At 64.3% G+C, this 14228-nt stretch carries 13 protein-coding genes; 7 read left to right on the top strand and 6 right to left on the bottom strand.

Going from position 1 to position 14228, the window contains the following annotated elements; translation table 11 throughout:
• Positions 1-50: 50 nt before the first annotated feature.
• Genes glp through FJW06_RS07315 form a run of 5 tightly spaced genes read right to left on the bottom strand, consistent with a single transcriptional unit; the run spans position 51 to position 5453 of the window.
• The gene (glp, locus tag FJW06_RS07335) at positions 51-1256 is read right to left on the bottom strand and encodes a gephyrin-like molybdotransferase Glp (RefSeq protein ID WP_140750129.1); all 1206 of its coding nucleotides are present in this window, start codon (positions 1254-1256) and stop codon (positions 51-53) included.
• The gene (moaC, locus tag FJW06_RS07330; protein WP_140750127.1) at positions 1256-1732 is read right to left on the bottom strand and encodes a cyclic pyranopterin monophosphate synthase MoaC; all 477 of its coding nucleotides are present in this window, start codon (positions 1730-1732) and stop codon (positions 1256-1258) included. The genes glp and moaC overlap by 1 nt, the downstream gene beginning before the upstream one ends.
• Before the next feature lies 1 nt (position 1733).
• Positions 1734-2546, bottom strand: coding sequence for an indole-3-glycerol phosphate synthase TrpC (gene trpC / locus FJW06_RS07325; RefSeq protein ID WP_140750125.1), 813 nt, complete (start codon positions 2544-2546; stop codon positions 1734-1736).
• A 4-nt stretch (positions 2547-2550) separates the two neighbouring features.
• On the bottom strand, positions 2551-3561 hold the full coding sequence (gene trpD / locus FJW06_RS07320; RefSeq protein ID WP_140750123.1) for an anthranilate phosphoribosyltransferase: 1011 nt from the start codon (positions 3559-3561) through the stop codon (positions 2551-2553).
• Positions 3558-5453, bottom strand: a complete 1896-nt coding sequence (locus FJW06_RS07315; protein WP_140750121.1) for a peptidyl-prolyl cis-trans isomerase — start codon at positions 5451-5453, stop codon at positions 3558-3560. The genes trpD and FJW06_RS07315 overlap by 4 nt, the downstream gene beginning before the upstream one ends.
• Before the next feature lie 143 nt (positions 5454-5596).
• Between FJW06_RS07315 and tpiA the strand changes: the two genes are divergently transcribed.
• The 5 genes from tpiA to FJW06_RS07290 all read left to right on the top strand — a co-directional run bounded on the left by tpiA (position 5597) and on the right by FJW06_RS07290 (position 10875).
• Positions 5597-6364 carry a triose-phosphate isomerase gene (gene tpiA, locus FJW06_RS07310; RefSeq protein ID WP_140750119.1) on the top strand — a complete coding sequence of 256 codons (768 nt, stop codon included), beginning with the start codon at positions 5597-5599 and terminating at the stop codon, positions 6362-6364.
• A 263-nt stretch (positions 6365-6627) separates the two neighbouring features.
• The gene (gene secG, locus FJW06_RS07305) at positions 6628-7119 is read left to right on the top strand and encodes a preprotein translocase subunit SecG (RefSeq protein ID WP_140750117.1); all 492 of its coding nucleotides are present in this window, start codon (positions 6628-6630) and stop codon (positions 7117-7119) included.
• 211 nt (positions 7120-7330) lie between these two features.
• On the top strand, positions 7331-8461 hold the full coding sequence (locus FJW06_RS07300; protein ID WP_140750115.1) for a L,D-transpeptidase: 1131 nt from the start codon (positions 7331-7333) through the stop codon (positions 8459-8461).
• Positions 8462-8669: 208 nt separating this feature from the next.
• On the top strand, positions 8670-10307 hold the full coding sequence (locus FJW06_RS07295; protein WP_140750113.1) for a CTP synthase: 1638 nt from the start codon (positions 8670-8672) through the stop codon (positions 10305-10307).
• 22 nt (positions 10308-10329) lie between these two features.
• Positions 10330-10875, top strand: a complete 546-nt coding sequence (locus tag FJW06_RS07290; protein ID WP_140750111.1) for a DUF1697 domain-containing protein — start codon at positions 10330-10332, stop codon at positions 10873-10875.
• A 73-nt stretch (positions 10876-10948) separates the two neighbouring features.
• On the opposite strand, the gene FJW06_RS07285 is transcribed toward FJW06_RS07290, so the two are convergent.
• Complete coding sequence (locus FJW06_RS07285; protein WP_140750109.1) at positions 10949-12406, bottom strand: NCS1 family nucleobase:cation symporter-1; 1458 nt, start codon at positions 12404-12406, stop codon at positions 10949-10951.
• 305 nt (positions 12407-12711) lie between these two features.
• Between FJW06_RS07285 and FJW06_RS07280 the strand changes: the two genes are divergently transcribed.
• Both FJW06_RS07280 and dusA read left to right on the top strand, forming a co-directional pair.
• Entirely contained in the window at positions 12712-13014 is a 303-nt protein-coding gene (locus FJW06_RS07280; protein ID WP_040987705.1) for a DUF982 domain-containing protein, read from the top strand.
• 201 nt (positions 13015-13215) lie between these two features.
• The gene (gene dusA, locus FJW06_RS07275) at positions 13216-14223 is read left to right on the top strand and encodes a tRNA dihydrouridine(20/20a) synthase DusA (RefSeq protein ID WP_140750107.1); all 1008 of its coding nucleotides are present in this window, start codon (positions 13216-13218) and stop codon (positions 14221-14223) included.
• Positions 14224-14228 lie beyond the last annotated feature (5 nt).

The following is a 14228-nucleotide window of genomic DNA, read 5'->3' as shown; positions in this document are numbered from 1 at the left end:
AGTTGTGTTCCGCAACCGTTTAAAGTTTAGTGAATTTGTTGACGTTTTGTTCAGCGTAACATCAGGACGCTGCATTCGGCGCCTGTTTCGGCGGCCGGCGCAAAGGGCTCGCGCACGATCAGGCCGTTGGCGTCGGCGAGCATTCTCAACATCGAGGAGTCCTGGATGCCGAAGGGGGTCGCAACGAGCGTGCCATCGTTGTCGCGCGCGACGGCGCGCACATAGTCCTGCCGGAGATCGTTGGCCTGCATCGGGGCGCCCAACCGGGCCCTTCGTAGGTCTTGCCTGTAGTCGCGGCCGCCGAGCCGGGCAAGCAGCGGCTTGAGGAACAGTTGCGAGCAGACGATGCTGGCCACCGGGTTGCCGGGCAGGCCGATGCAGCGGACATTGCCAAGCCGGCCGAACATCAGCGGTTTGCCGGGGCGCATGGCGATCTTCCAGAAGTCGAGCTTCATGCCTTCGCCGGTCAGCACGTCATGGATCAGGTCGTGATCGCCCACCGAGGCGCCGCCGAGCGTGACGATGACATCGGCGTTCGCCTCGACCGCTTTCCTGACCAGCGCAGCGATAGCCTCCTTGCGGTCGGCCGCGATGCCGAGATCAAGCGCACGCGCGCCGACCGACTGGGCGGCGGCGGCAACGCCATAGGCGTTGGACGAGATGATCTGATCGGGGCCGAGCGCGCTGCCCGGCGGCAGCAATTCGTCGCCGGTGGCGATGATGGCGACCCGCGGCCGGCGCACGACGTTCAAGGCGGGATGGTTGGCCGAGGCGGCCAGCGAAAGCGCCGCGGCATCGAGTACACGGCCCTTTTCGAGCAGCACGTCGCCCTGGACGAAGTCGAGCCCGCGGCGGCGGACATTGCGTGCTTGCGCGGTCGGTTCCGTCACCTCGATCCGGCCACTGCCGAGATCACGGACGTTTTCCTGGATGACGATGGTGTCGGCGCCTTCAGGCAGCGGCGCGCCGGTGAAGATGCGCACGGCCTGGCCGTCGCCGACGGTCCCGGAAAAGCCGCGCCCGGCCGGCGCCATGCCTATGACCTCGAGCCGCGCCGGCGCAGCGGCAACATCGGCGGAGCGTGCGGCGTAGCCGTCCATCGCCGAGGCGTTGAACGGCGGCTGCGTGCGCAGCGCCACAACCGGTTCCGCCAGGACCCGCCCGGCCGCGTCCGCCAGCGGCATGCTTTCGCCCGGCAAAGGCGCCGCGCCGTCGAGCAATCGTTCGAGAGCTTCGGCGACCGGAACCAGGGCCATCAGGCATCCACCTTGTAGTCGCCGGACTTGCCGCCGGTCTTCTCGACCAGCCGGATACCGGAAATCACCATGCCGCGGTCCGCCGCCTTGGCCATGTCATAGATAGTTAGGCACGCGACCGAAGCGGCGGTCAGCGCTTCCATCTCCACCCCCGTCTTGCCGGTGACGCGGGCGAGCGCGGTGACCTTGAGGCCGGGCAGCGTGCGGTCCGGCTCGATGTCGACGGCCACTTTGGTGAGAAGCAGAGTATGGCAAAGCGGGATCAGTTCATGCGTCTTCTTCGCCGCCATGATGCCGGCAATGCGCGCCGTGCCCAGCACATCGCCCTTCTTGGCATCGCCGGCCAGAATCATCTCCAGCGTTTTCGGCTGCATGGTGACAACACCTTCGGCGATTGCCGTGCGCGTCGTCTCGACCTTGTCGCCGACATCGACCATGTTGGCTTCGCCCTTGGCGCCGAGATGGGTGAGGGCCATATCAGATGGCCTCGGCCGCTGCCTTGCCCGTCAGCAGAAGCTCGGTCGCCGCGGCTACGTCCGCCTGCCGCATGAGGCTCTCGCCGACCAGGAAGGTGCTGATGCCGGTCTTCTGCAGCCTGAGGCAGTCGTCGTGGGTGAAGATGCCGCTCTCGCCGACCAGCAGGTAGCCGCCCGGCACCATCGGCGCCACCCGCTCGGATGTCTCGAGGCTGGTCTCGAAGTTCCGCAAATTGCGGTTGTTGATACCGATCAGCCGCGACGACAATTTTAGCGCGCGCTCCGTTTCGGCCTCGTCATGCACCTCGATCAGCGCGTCCATCTCGAGTTCGAAGGCGGTAGCTTCCAATTCGCCCGCCAAGGCATCGTCCACGCTTGCCATGATGATCAGGATGGCGTCTGCGCCCCATGCGCGTGCTTCGTAGACCTGGTAAGGGTCGAACAGGAAATCCTTACGTAACGCGGGCAGGGATACCGCCTTGCGCGCATTGGTGAGAAATTCCGGAGCGCCCTGGAAAGACGGGGCGTCAGTAAGCACCGAAAGGCAGGCGGCGCCACCTTTCTGGTAGGCCTTGGCCAGCGCCGGCGGATCGAAATCGGCTCGGATCAAGCCCTTGGAAGGGCTGGCCTTCTTGATTTCGGCGATCAGGCCGAAGCTCCCCGCTCTGCGCTTCGCCTCGAGCGCCGCCAAAAAACCGCGCGTCGCACCGGCATCCTTTGCCCGAGCCTTGATCTCGGCCAGCGGCACTTTCGCTTTCGCCGCAGCGATCTCGTCGCGTTTATAGGCTTCGATCTTGCGCAGGATATCCGACAAGGCCTTACCCGTTCGAAATCTCGACCAGCTTGTCCAGCACGCCAAGCGCGCGGCCGCTGTCGATCGCTTGTGCCGCGGCGGCGATGCCGTCGGCCAAAGTCGTCGCCTTGCCGGCTACGACCAGCCCGGCGCCGGCATTCATCAGCGCCGTGTCGCGATAAGCACCGGCGGCCCCGCTCAGCATATCGCGCAATTCCTTGGCGTTGTAGGCCGCGTCGCCACCGCGCAGCTCTTCCTTGGTGTGCCGCTTCAACCCGACGGTTTCCGGCGTCAGGGTGAAGCTGCGGATCTCGCCGCCGGCAAGCTCCGCCACCTGGGTCTCGCCGGTGGTGGTGATCTCGTCATAGCCATCGCCATGGACGACCCAAGCGTGCTCGGCGCCCAGCGCCTTCAGCGTCTCGGCCACCGGCATGATCCATTCCGGCAGGAAAACGCCGACCATCTGACGGCTGACGCCGGCGGGGTTCGACAGCGGACCGAGCAGGTTGAAGATGGTGCGCGTGCCGAGCTCGACGCGGGTCGGCCCGACATGCTTCATCGCCGGATGATGCGCCGGCGCGAACATGAAGCCGACACCGGCCTCGTGGATGCAGCGGCCGATCATCTCCGGCGAGATATCGATCTTGACGCCCAGCGCCGTCAGCACGTCGGCGGAGCCGGTCAGCGAGGACAGGCCACGATTGCCATGCTTGGCGACGGGCACGCCGGCGGCGGCGATGACGAAGGCCGAAGCGGTCGAGATGTTGACCGAGTGCGAATTGTCGCCGCCGGTGCCGACGATGTCGATGGCGCCGTGCGGCGCCTCGACACGCAGCATCTTGGCGCGCATCGTCGCCACCGCGCCGGATATCTCGCTCACCGTCTCGCCGCGCACGCGCAGCGCCATCAGGAAGCCGCCGATCTGGCCGGGCGTCGCATCGCCCGACATGATGATGTCGAACGCCTCACGCGCCTCCTCGAAGGAAAGCGCGGTGCCCGCGGCGACCTTGGCTATGTGTGTCTTCAGCGCGCTCATGGTGTCTGTGCTTGCGAAACAGCGTTCGGGTCGATGCGAACGTCATATTGCGATTGCAGCTGCGCCACCAGCTGGTCGAGCAGGTCGTCGGACATGCCGGCGCCGAAGGATTTCTGCGCGTCGTCGGGCACCGCGCTGCCGTCGGCGCCCGCCGGCTCGAAGACCTCGGCGACCTTGAACAGGATCTGGCCGTCGCCGGTGGGCGAGGCGATCAAACCGGTGCCGCCTTCGCCGACGCTGAACATCGCCGCGGCGCCCTCCTTGCCGAAATCGGCATCGTCGGCTTCGCGCTTCAGGCCGCGCTTGGTCTGCTTGTCGAGCTTGAGCTCGCCGGCAATGACGTCGAGCGTGGTGCCGGCCTTGAGGCGCTTCTCCAGCTCCTTGGCCTTCGCGTCGAGCCGCTTGTCGGTCTCGGCCTCCGTCCAGTCGGCCACGACCTTCTTGCGGACTTCGTCCAGCGTGCGGTCGCGCGCCGGCGTGATCGACTGCACCTCGTAGAAGACAAAGCCATTGTCCGCGGTCGTCAGGCCCTCGTTCTCGGTGTTGGGTTCGGCCGCGAACACCGACTTGATCAGCGTGGCTGATTCCGGCAGGTCGTTGACGATCGTGCCGTCCGGCCGCTGGCCCGTACGGTCGATAGCGTCGATGGTGACGACCTTGAGCTTCAGCTTCTCGGCGGCCTGGGCAAGCGAGGCGCCCGAGGCGCGGGTGTCCTCATAGCTGTCATGGACGTCGAGCAGGATGCGGCTTGCTTCGCCGAGCGCCAGGTCCTTGCGGATCTGGGCGGACACTTCCGAAAGCGGCTTCACCACCTGCGGCTTGATCTCGGTGACGCGCAAGAGCACGGGGCCGAAGGCGCCCTGAACGACCGGGCTCACCTCGTTGACGTTGAGCGAGAAGGCGGCATCGGCGACTGCCTTGTCGGCGATCTTGTCCCTCGACAGCGTGCCAAGCAGCGTGTCGGCCGGTGTCTTGCCTTCGGCGGTGATGAGCTTGTCGAAAGTGGCGCCTGCCTTCAGCGAATCGTAGGCGGCCTTCGCCGCATCCGGCGTCCTGAACACCAACTGCTCGATGGTGCGCATCTCGGGCGTCGTGTAGCGCGCGATATTTTTCTTGTAGTCGTCGCTGACCTGCTGGTCGGTCACTGCGGACGGATCCGCGATGTCCTGCGGCTCCAGCCGGACATAGGAGAATTTGCGGTATTCCGGCGCGGCATAGGTCTTCTTGTTGGCCTCGAAATAGGCGTTGATGGCGCTGTCGGACGGCGCCTCGATCGGCTGCACGAGGGTCTTCGGCAGGACGAGATAGTCGATCGTGCGATCCTCGCCGCGATAGAGCGAGACCGCCTTCAGGAACGTCTGCGGCACCTTCAGGCCGTCGGAGATCGCCTCGACGATCTGCTGGCGCACGGCCACCTGCGCGCGGTTCTTGAGATAGTCCTCAGGCCGCATGCCGAGCTGGCGCAGGAGATATTCGAAGGTCCGGCGATCGAACTGACCGCTGGGGCCCTTGAAAGCCGGGTCCTCGCGCGTCAGTTCGGCCAGCCGGTCCTTGGAAAGGCCGAGCCCGAGCTTGCGCGCCTGCTCGTCGAGCACGGCGCCCGAAACGAGCTGCGCCAGCACCTGGTTGTCGACGCCGAGCAGCTTGGCCTGCTCCTGGGTGACGCGCTGGCCATATTGCTGCGACAGAAGGCTGAGCTGGCGGTCGTAAGCGAGGCGGTACTCGTTGATCGAGACCTCCGTGCCGCCGGCCGTAATCACCGCGTGATGACCGCCGAGAACGCCCCCCACCATGCGGGTGGTGATGCCCCAGGCGGCGAAACTGATCACCAGCAAGGACAGCAACGCCTTCGCGACCCAGGTGCCCGCCGCGCTTCTCAATATACCAAGCATGCATACTTCCGATTTGTGCGCATTTTCGCATGCGCCGAGTCTGAAACAAGCGCAATAGCGCCCTTCCGGTCCACTGTCGATTGCTTTGTGACCTGATTTTGGTAGTGAGGGCGCTGCTTAATGTCGCCCGGAGAACGCGCCCCATGACCCCTGGAATCCGCCCGCTTGTCGCCGGCAACTGGAAAATGAACGGCACCAGCGCCTCGCTCAACGAGTTGCGGTCGATCGGCAACGGGTTCATGAGCGGGCTCGACGCTGAGACCGAAGCCCTGGTGTGCGTACCGGCGACCTTGCTCCAGCGCGCCGCCGAGATCTTGTCGCGCACGCCGGTGCGGGCCGGCGGAGAAGATTGCCATCCAAAGGAGAGCGGCGCCTTCACCGGCGAGATTTCGGCCGAGATGCTCAAGGATGCCGGCGCGAGCCATGTGATCGTCGGCCATTCGGAGCGCCGCGAACTGTTCGGCGACAATGACGCGACGGTCCATGCCAAGGCATCGGCCGCCTGGCGGGCAGGGCTGGTGGCCATCATCTGCATCGGCGAGACGCGCGCCGAGCGCGAGGCAGGCGCCACGCTCGACGTTTTGTCGCGCCAGCTCGAAGGGTCGGTTCCGACCAGCGCCACCGCGGCGAACAGCATCATTGCCTATGAGCCGGTCTGGGCGATCGGCACCGGCCTGACTCCGACCGCGGCCGACGTTGCCGAGGCGCATGCGCATATCCGCGGCAAGCTGACCGGATTGCTCGGCGATGCCGCGGCGAAGATGCGCATTCTTTACGGCGGCTCGGTCAAGCCTTCCAATGCGGTGGAACTGCTCGGCGTCGAGAATGTCGACGGCGCGCTGGTCGGCGGCGCCAGCCTCAAGGCGGCCGACTTCCTGGCCATCGCGGAAGCCTACATGAACATCTCCTAAAGCGCGCCGCGATCTTTCAGGTTCGCTCCATGCGCTTCAGGTTTTGATCTTACGCATGTCTTATCCCGAAACCGGTTCCCACTTTCGGGAGACATGCTTTAGAGAGCGTCTGCCAAGCCTGCGCGGCATAAATCGTTGTATTGGCCGCATTGCTTCCCATATTCCCGGCCACGGGCTTGGAAATGCCGCCAAAGCATTGTAAGGAGCCGCCTCCAAAACACCGGTCGTATGCGCGGCAGCGCTTGGCCTCGCCAGGATAAATTATGGAAACCGTACTGATCGTCATCCACCTCATGGTCGTGCTCGCGCTTGTCGGCGTGGTGCTGCTGCAGCGCTCCGAAGGCGGCGGTCTGGGCATCGGCGGCGGTTCCGGCTTCATGACGGCGCGGGGCGCCGCCAACGCACTGACTCGCGCCACCGCAATCCTGGCGGCGGCCTTCTTCGTGACTTCGCTGGCGCTGTCGATCCTTGCCCGCTACAGCGAGAAGCCGATCGACATCCTCGACCGCCCGGCGACGTCCAGCCAGGGCAACGGCGTGCTCAACCAGCTGCCGGGTTCCAACGGACCGGTGGGCGCCTCCAAGCCCGCGGCTCCCGCGGCCCCGTCGGGCGGTGCGACGACCACCACGCCGCTTGCCAATGGCACCGCCGCGCCGGCCCCGGCGACGCCCGCTCCGGCGCCTGCGAATCCGGCCACGCCGCCGGCAAACAACGGCGTCACCTTGCCGGTTACCCCGCAGGTTCCAAACCAGTAGCCGGAAAAGCACCGGGCCGCGATCTGTGGTTCTTTGAACACAGTCGCGGCAAATGCGCGTCCGATCACGAAGATTCAACCGGGCGTAGCGCGTGCCTCAGCTTGAGGCGATGACGGCTAATCGATTATAGATTGCGCGCGGCACTTTTCGGCGTCCTTGGGGGGCGCCGGGCGACGCCGTGGGCAACTTGCTTTGAAATCGGATCTTCGCCATGCAGCTTCGCAGCTTAATCCTTCTGGGATTCTGTGCCGTCCTCGGCATGGGTTCCTCGGCCCTTGCCGGACCGGCAAACCTGGCCACTTCCCCGTCGGTTGAGAAGACCGACGCAATTCCTGTCGCCGCCAAGAGCGACGCATCGCAGCTGAGGCTTCTCAAGAAGAAGAAAAGTCCGACCTCGGCGGATCTTGCGCAGATCAGCAAGCTCGAGGCCAAGATCGCGGCCGACAAGGAAGCCGCCAAGCAGAAGGCGCTCGAGGCTCGCAAGATGGCGATGCGCGAGGCGGCCAAGGCCAAGGCGGATGCCGCGCGCCAGGAATGGCTCGCCAGAAAGAGCGGTGGCGCGGCCGCTCCGGCCGAAGCTGCCGACGCCAAGCCTGCCAAGAAGACCACCAAGATCCTTGCGCCGCTGGAGCCGATAGCGCCGCTCGCTCCGGTCAAGGCCGAAGAGCCGATCCCGGCGGAAGCCATGAACGTCACCGCCACCGGCAACAACGGCGAATTGCGCAGTGAGCAACCCGGCCAGAAGCAGACGAGCAGCGGCGGGCTGTTCGCCGGCCTCTTCGGCGGCGCCCAGGCGACTTCCATCAACTATCTGCCCGAGACCCGTGCGCTCGATTCGGCGCTCGCCAAGAAGGACGCCAAGCGGCCCTTCAAGGTGAAGCCGGAATTCGTGCCACAGGATGTCTCCTTCTCCGGCTATGAGCCGGGCACGATCGTCATCGATACCAGCGCTCGCCGCCTCTATCTGGTCGAGAGCTATTCGACCGCGCGCCGCTATGCCATCGCTGTCGGCCGCGAAGGCTTGCAGTTCAAGGGCACGGTGGCTGTCGGCGACAAGCAGGAATGGCCGCGCTGGATTCCGACGCTCGATATGCAGAAGCGCGAGCCGAAGCATTACGGCCAGTACAAGGACGGCATGCCCGGCGGCGGCGAGAATCCGCTCGGCGCGCGCGCTATCTACCTCTATGACGGCAAGAAGGACACGCATCTGCGCATCCACGGCACCATCGCGCCGCAGTCGATCGGAACCAGCGCGTCGAACGGATGCTTCCGCATGATCAACGAGCACGTCATGGACCTCTACAGCCGCGTCAAGATCGGTACCAAGGTCGTTATTATCTAACGATTTCCATCAAACTGCCGAAAGGGCCGGCACCGCCGGCCCTTTTGTTTTGACCGAATCCAAGGCTGTTCCTTGTTTGGAGCATGATCTTTCCCGAAAACCGGTTTCCACTTTTCGGGATCATGCTCTAGAGGCACCGGCGCCATTTTGGGAAAAAGCCTTCGCGGCGGTTTTTTCTCTGGCGGAATCAATCAGGCCGCGTTAAGCGATGACTCCCATGGCGCGATATGTATTCATCACAGGCGGCGTGGTTTCCTCACTCGGAAAAGGCATCGCCGCAGCAGCTCTTGGGGCTCTCCTGCAGGCGCGAGGCTATCGCGCGCGGATCAAAAAGCTCGATCCTTACTTGAATGTCGACCCCGGAACGATGTCGCCTTACCAGCATGGCGAAGTGTTCGTGACCGACGACGGCGCCGAAACCGATCTCGATCTCGGCCATTACGAGCGGTTCACCGGCCGCTCGGCCAACCAGCAGGACAACATCACCACCGGCCGCATCTACAAGAACATCATCGAGCGCGAGCGGCGCGGCGACTATCTCGGCGCGACCGTGCAGGTGATCCCGCACGTCACCGACGAGATCAAACACTTCGTGCTGGACGGCAATGACGACTACGATTTCGTGCTGTGCGAGATCGGCGGCACGGTCGGCGACATCGAGGCGATGCCATTCCTGGAGGCGATCCGCCAGCTCGGCAACGACCTGCCGCGCAACAACGCGGTCTATGTGCATCTGACGCTGATGCCCTACATCCCGACGGCCGGCGAATTGAAGACCAAGCCGACGCAGCATTCGGTGAAGGAATTGCGCGGCATCGGCATCGCGCCCGACATCCTTCTGGTGCGCGCCGACAGGCCGATCCCCAAGGAAGAGCGCCGCAAGCTGTCGCTGTTCTGCAACGTGCGCGAAAGCGCCGTCATTCAAGCGCTGGACGTGCCGCATATCTACGACGTGCCGATGGCCTATCACCAGGAAGGGCTCGATTCGGAAGTGCTGGCCGCTTTCGGCATCGACCCGGCGCCGAAGCCGCGCATGGAGCCGTGGCAGGCGCTGTCCAAGCGCATCCACAATCCGGAAGGCGAGGTGACGATCGCCGTCGTCGGCAAGTACACCGGGCTCAAGGATGCCTATAAATCGCTGATCGAGGCGCTGTCGCATGGCGGCCTCGCCAACCGGGTCAAAGTCAAGCTCGACTGGATCGAAAGCGAGATCTTCGAGAAGGAAGACCCAGCGCCGTGGCTGGAGAAGGTGCACGGCATCCTCGTTCCCGGCGGTTTTGGCGAGCGCGGTTCGGAAGGCAAGGTCCTGGCGGCAAAGTTCGCGCGCGAGCGCAAGGTGCCTTACTTCGGCATCTGCTTCGGCATGCAGATGGCCTGCATCGAGGCGGCTCGCTCGCTGGCGGGCGTCGACCATGCATCGTCGACCGAATTCGGCCCGACCGATGAGCCCGTCGTCGGCCTGATGACCGAGTGGCTTAAGGGCAATATGCTGGAGAAGCGCAGGGCCACCGGCGACCTTGGCGGCACGATGCGGCTCGGCGCCTACCAGGCCGAACTCGCCAAGGGCTCGAAGATAGCCGAAATCTATGGCGACACGCAGATTTCCGAACGCCACCGGCACCGCTACGAGGTCAACATCGACTACAAGCAGCGGCTCGAGGATTGCGGCCTGGTTTTTGCTGGCATGTCGCCCGACGGCGTGCTGCCCGAGACGGTCGAATATCCCGACCATCCGTGGTTCATCGGCGTGCAATACCACCCCGAACTGAAGAGCCGGCCGCTCGATCCGCACCCGTTGTTCGCCAGCTTCATTTCGGCCGCCGTGGATCAGTCGCGGCTGGTTTGAGCGACCGGCCCGCACATCGGCCATGCAAACCTACGTCGCGCTGCTCTACAGCATCATCCTGGGCGAGGGGCGGCGCGTGGTCATGGCCGATCTCAAGGCGATGGCTGAGGAACTGGGGCTGAAGAACGTCCGCACGCTGGTCGCGACCGGCAATCTGGTGTTCGAGGCGCGGGCGGGCGAAATCTCAAAGCTCGAGCAGCGGCTGGAAATAGCCTTTGAAAAGACCTTCGGCCGCCATGTCGACATCATCGTGCGTGGGGCCGAGGATTGGTTGAAGCTTGCGGCTTCCAATCCGTTCCCTGCCGAGTCGGCTGAAGCCGCTGATCAGGTCGCGGTTCGGGTCATGCGCCAGCCTGTCGGCGAGGAAGCCTTGTCGGAACTTCAGGCCCGCGCTGCTAACGATGAGAAGGTACTTTTGATCGACGGCGATATCTGGCTTGTCTTCTCGCGCGAGCGACCGAGCTCGCGGCTGCTCGCCGCCGCCAATCACAAGCGCTTCGGCGTCGGCACGGCGCGGAACTGGAACACGGTGCGGCGGCTAGCGGAGATGGTAGGCAGTAGGCAGTAGGCAGTAGGCAGTAGGCAGTAGGCAGCAGGGTGGCATTTTCTATTGCCTGGTCCCTACTGCCTACTGCCTTGTTTCAGGCCTTCGCCACCTTCGCACCCGCGCCAAGCGCCATGCTGCGCAGCGCGTAGTAGACGGCGCCGGCGATCGTCACGCCGAAGAACCAGCCATAGACGCCCCACCAGGACGGAAGCCAGTTGGTGAAGTTGGGCAGGATCGAGGAGAAGATGGCGCCGATGCCGGCGGCGATGAAGGCGTTGACATGCCAGCCGCTCTGGAAACGGAACTCGCCGTCCTCGCGGTAGAGCGCCTCGACGTCGACCTCGCTTTTGCGGATCAGATAGTAGTCGACCATCATCACGCCGAAGATCGGTCCCATCGTCGCGCCGATGATGTTGACGAAGGACGCGGCGCTGCCTTCCCATGGCGCGAAGGGATAGAGCACGAGGGCGATCAGCGCCGCGATGTAGCCGCCCTTCTTGAAGTCGATCTGGCGCGGGAAGACGTTGGAGAAGTCGAAGGCCGGCGAGACGAAATTGGCCACCACGTTGATGCCCAGCGTCGCCACGGCGAAGGTCAGCGCGGCAAGTGCGGCCAGGAACCAGCTGTCGAACTTGGCCGAGATCTGGTCGGGATGCAGAAGCACCTCGTGATAGACGTCATAGGCCGCGATCGTGGTGACGCCGGCCACCAGCGAGAACAGGATGAGGTTGACCGGCAGGCCCCAGATGTTGCCCTTGCGCAAAGCCGCATTGTCCGGCGCGTAGCGGGCGAAGTCGCAGAAGTTGAGATAGAGCGCCGAGAAGTAGGTGACCCAGATCGCCGCCACCGCGAACAGGGCGGTCCAGGACCCAGGCTCGCCAGGAACGCCGGCGTCCTTGGTCTTGTCCAGCAGCACATCCATCGGGATGTCGCTGGTGAAGGCGAAAGTGCCGGACTTCACGCAAAGAAAAATGGCGAGGATCAGCATCATGATCCAGACAGCCGGGCCGGCCCAATCCTGGAAGCGGCGGACAGTTTCCATGCCCTTCTGGATGATCAGCAGCTGCAGCGTCCAGATGATGACGAAGCAGATCACCTCCAGGGTCGAATGCCCGAGAAGATGCGAGCTCTTGTTGAACTCGTCGAACCATTGCAGGCGCGTCAGCAGCGCGACGATCGCGCCCGACGCCGCAGCCGTCTGGGCGCCGTACCAGAAGCAGGCGACGATGGCGCGGACCAAGGCCGGGACGTTGGCGCCCCAAATGCCAAAGGAGGCTCGGGCAAGCACGGGGTAGGGCACGCCGGTCTTCACCCCGGCATAGCCGACCAGGTTCATCAGGCCGTAGATGATCAGCGAGCCGATGCCGATGGCGATGATGAAGTTGACGAAACCGCCACAGAACAGAAACAGGCTGGCGGCCAGATAGTAGCCCCAGAGGCTGTGGACGTCCGAGGTCCAGACGTTGAAGATCGAAAACGGTCCCCAGTTCCTGACCGTTGCGGGAGCCAGATCCTCGTTGTAGAGGTCGGGCGAGGCGCCTTGAATGGTCATTGCAAGTGTTCCCCTTTTCCAAAACGCGCCCTCACGCGTTTGACCATGAAGGTTAAGCCTGACCCTGGGGAACCGGCAAGCAACCCATTTGCCGGCTTTCGCCTTAAAGACATTCAACGAGAATCGCCGTTGTCCGAGGGCGCCCGGCTGGCAGCCAGCCCGAGTCGCCAGATCTTTCCCGCATGCCGGGCGCGACCTGATGGTTGCAGATTTTTTCCATCGGCAATCAAATTTGTTTGGAACCGATCAGCGAGACGTGCGTTTAGTGGGGTTCGACCGCTCTGCGGCCGACCGGGAGGATAATCATGGATCGCTTGCATTTCTTTACCCCAGTGCGAATTGCGCGTGGGCAGGGATACCCTGTGGAGGAAGTCGATAGCGTCTCCGAGGCGATGGTGTTCCTGCGGAAGTGGCCCACGGGACGACGCGGCCCGGTTTACCAATGCGCGCTGAATTGCTGCGCGGCGGCTATGTCGGGCAAGATGTCGGCCGAGGAAGCGCGGAAAGCCTTTGTCGGCTTTGCCCGCATCACCCGGCTCCTCGACGACGATATGGCGCTGCCGTTGGGCGGCGCGCCGATGGATAATGTCTACGCCTTGAGGCGTTAGGCGCGAGCCGCTATTCGTAAATTGGGAACGCTGCGCCTGACTGGCGTGGCGGCTGTTTGTTCAACTGCTCGGCCCAGCAAGGCCGCGTTGGTGCGTCTCTTCCGCGTTGTGCTCCCCAGGCTCGCGGTAGGAAATCGTCGCGAAATCGCTTATGTGTGCGCGGTGTCTCTTTCATCGAGGCTCTGAAATTCGCCGGACGTGATGGACAAGAGCAGCGATTACAAAAAGGTCCGGCTCGCCGTGGCCCCGATGATGGATTGGACGGACAGGCATTGCCGGTTCTTCCACCGCCAGTTGACGCGCCGCGCGCTGCTTTACACCGAAATGGTGGTGGCGGACGCGGTCATCCAAGGCGCGCGCGAGCGACTGCTCGGTTTCGACGCTGTAGAACATCCCGTCGCGCTGCAACTCGGCGGATCGGATCCGGCAAAGCTCGCCGAAGCCGCTCGGATCGGCGAAGCCTTCGGCTATGACGAGATCAACCTCAATGTCGGCTGCCCGTCAGACCGAGTCCAGTCGGGGACGTTCGGCGCCTGCCTGATGAAGACGCCCGCACTGGTCGCCGAATGCGTCGCGGCGATGAAGGCTTCGGTGAAAATCCCGGTCACGGTCAAATGCCGCATCGGCGTCGACGATCAGGACCCGGAGCCCGCGCTCGACGCCCTCGCCGACGGCGTGCTAGCCGCCGGCGCCGAAGCGCTCTGGGTGCATGCCCGCAAGGCCTGGCTGGAGGGGTTGAGCCCCAAGGAGAACCGCGACATCCCGCCACTCGACTATCCGCGGGTCTACCGGTTGAAGGCCAGAAAGCCGGACGAATTCATCGGCATCAACGGCGGTATTCAATCGCTTGGCGAGGCGTCGACGCATCTTTCCCACGTCGACGGCGCGATGCTCGGCCGCGCCTCCTATCATATGCCGGGCATCCTCATCGGCGTCGATGCTGCTTTCTACGGCGAGGCGGCTGCCGGCTTCGACTATCCGGCGCTGATCGACGCCATGGCCGGCTATGCCGCGCGCCACATCGAGCGGGGTGGGCGGCTCGGCCACATCACCCGCCATATGGTCGGGCTGTTCCACGGCTTGCCCGGTGCGCGACGTTTCCGACAGATTCTTTCCACCGACGCGAACAAACCCGGTGCCGGCCCGGAGGTGCTGAAGACCGCATTCGCGGCGATTGATTTCACGGCCGCGGAAGCCGAGGCAGCCTGATCTTT

This window comes from Mesorhizobium sp. B4-1-3, assembly GCF_006439355.1.
GTDB lineage: Bacteria > Pseudomonadota > Alphaproteobacteria > Rhizobiales > Rhizobiaceae > Mesorhizobium.
Note: the sequence above shows the minus strand (reverse complement) of the source record. Positions and strands in the feature narration are given on the sequence as shown.

Coding starts and splice junctions, on each gene's coding strand:
- FJW06_RS07315 (WP_140750121.1), bottom strand. CDS start 5,453: ATGCTTGGTATATTGAGAAGCGCGGCGGGCACCTGGGTCGCGAAGGCG.
- moaC (WP_140750127.1), bottom strand. CDS start 1,732: ATGGCCCTCACCCATCTCGGCGCCAAGGGCGAAGCCAACATGGTCGAT.
- dusA (WP_140750107.1), top strand. CDS start 13,216: ATGGACAAGAGCAGCGATTACAAAAAGGTCCGGCTCGCCGTGGCCCCG.
- FJW06_RS07280 (WP_040987705.1), top strand. CDS start 12,712: ATGGATCGCTTGCATTTCTTTACCCCAGTGCGAATTGCGCGTGGGCAG.
- FJW06_RS07300 (WP_140750115.1), top strand. CDS start 7,331: ATGCAGCTTCGCAGCTTAATCCTTCTGGGATTCTGTGCCGTCCTCGGC.
- secG (WP_140750117.1), top strand. CDS start 6,628: ATGGAAACCGTACTGATCGTCATCCACCTCATGGTCGTGCTCGCGCTT.
- tpiA (WP_140750119.1), top strand. CDS start 5,597: ATGACCCCTGGAATCCGCCCGCTTGTCGCCGGCAACTGGAAAATGAAC.
- FJW06_RS07295 (WP_140750113.1), top strand. CDS start 8,670: ATGACTCCCATGGCGCGATATGTATTCATCACAGGCGGCGTGGTTTCC.
- FJW06_RS07285 (WP_140750109.1), bottom strand. CDS start 12,406: ATGACCATTCAAGGCGCCTCGCCCGACCTCTACAACGAGGATCTGGCT.
- glp (WP_140750129.1), bottom strand. CDS start 1,256: ATGGCCCTGGTTCCGGTCGCCGAAGCTCTCGAACGATTGCTCGACGGC.
- trpD (WP_140750123.1), bottom strand. CDS start 3,561: ATGAGCGCGCTGAAGACACACATAGCCAAGGTCGCCGCGGGCACCGCG.
- FJW06_RS07290 (WP_140750111.1), top strand. CDS start 10,330: ATGCAAACCTACGTCGCGCTGCTCTACAGCATCATCCTGGGCGAGGGG.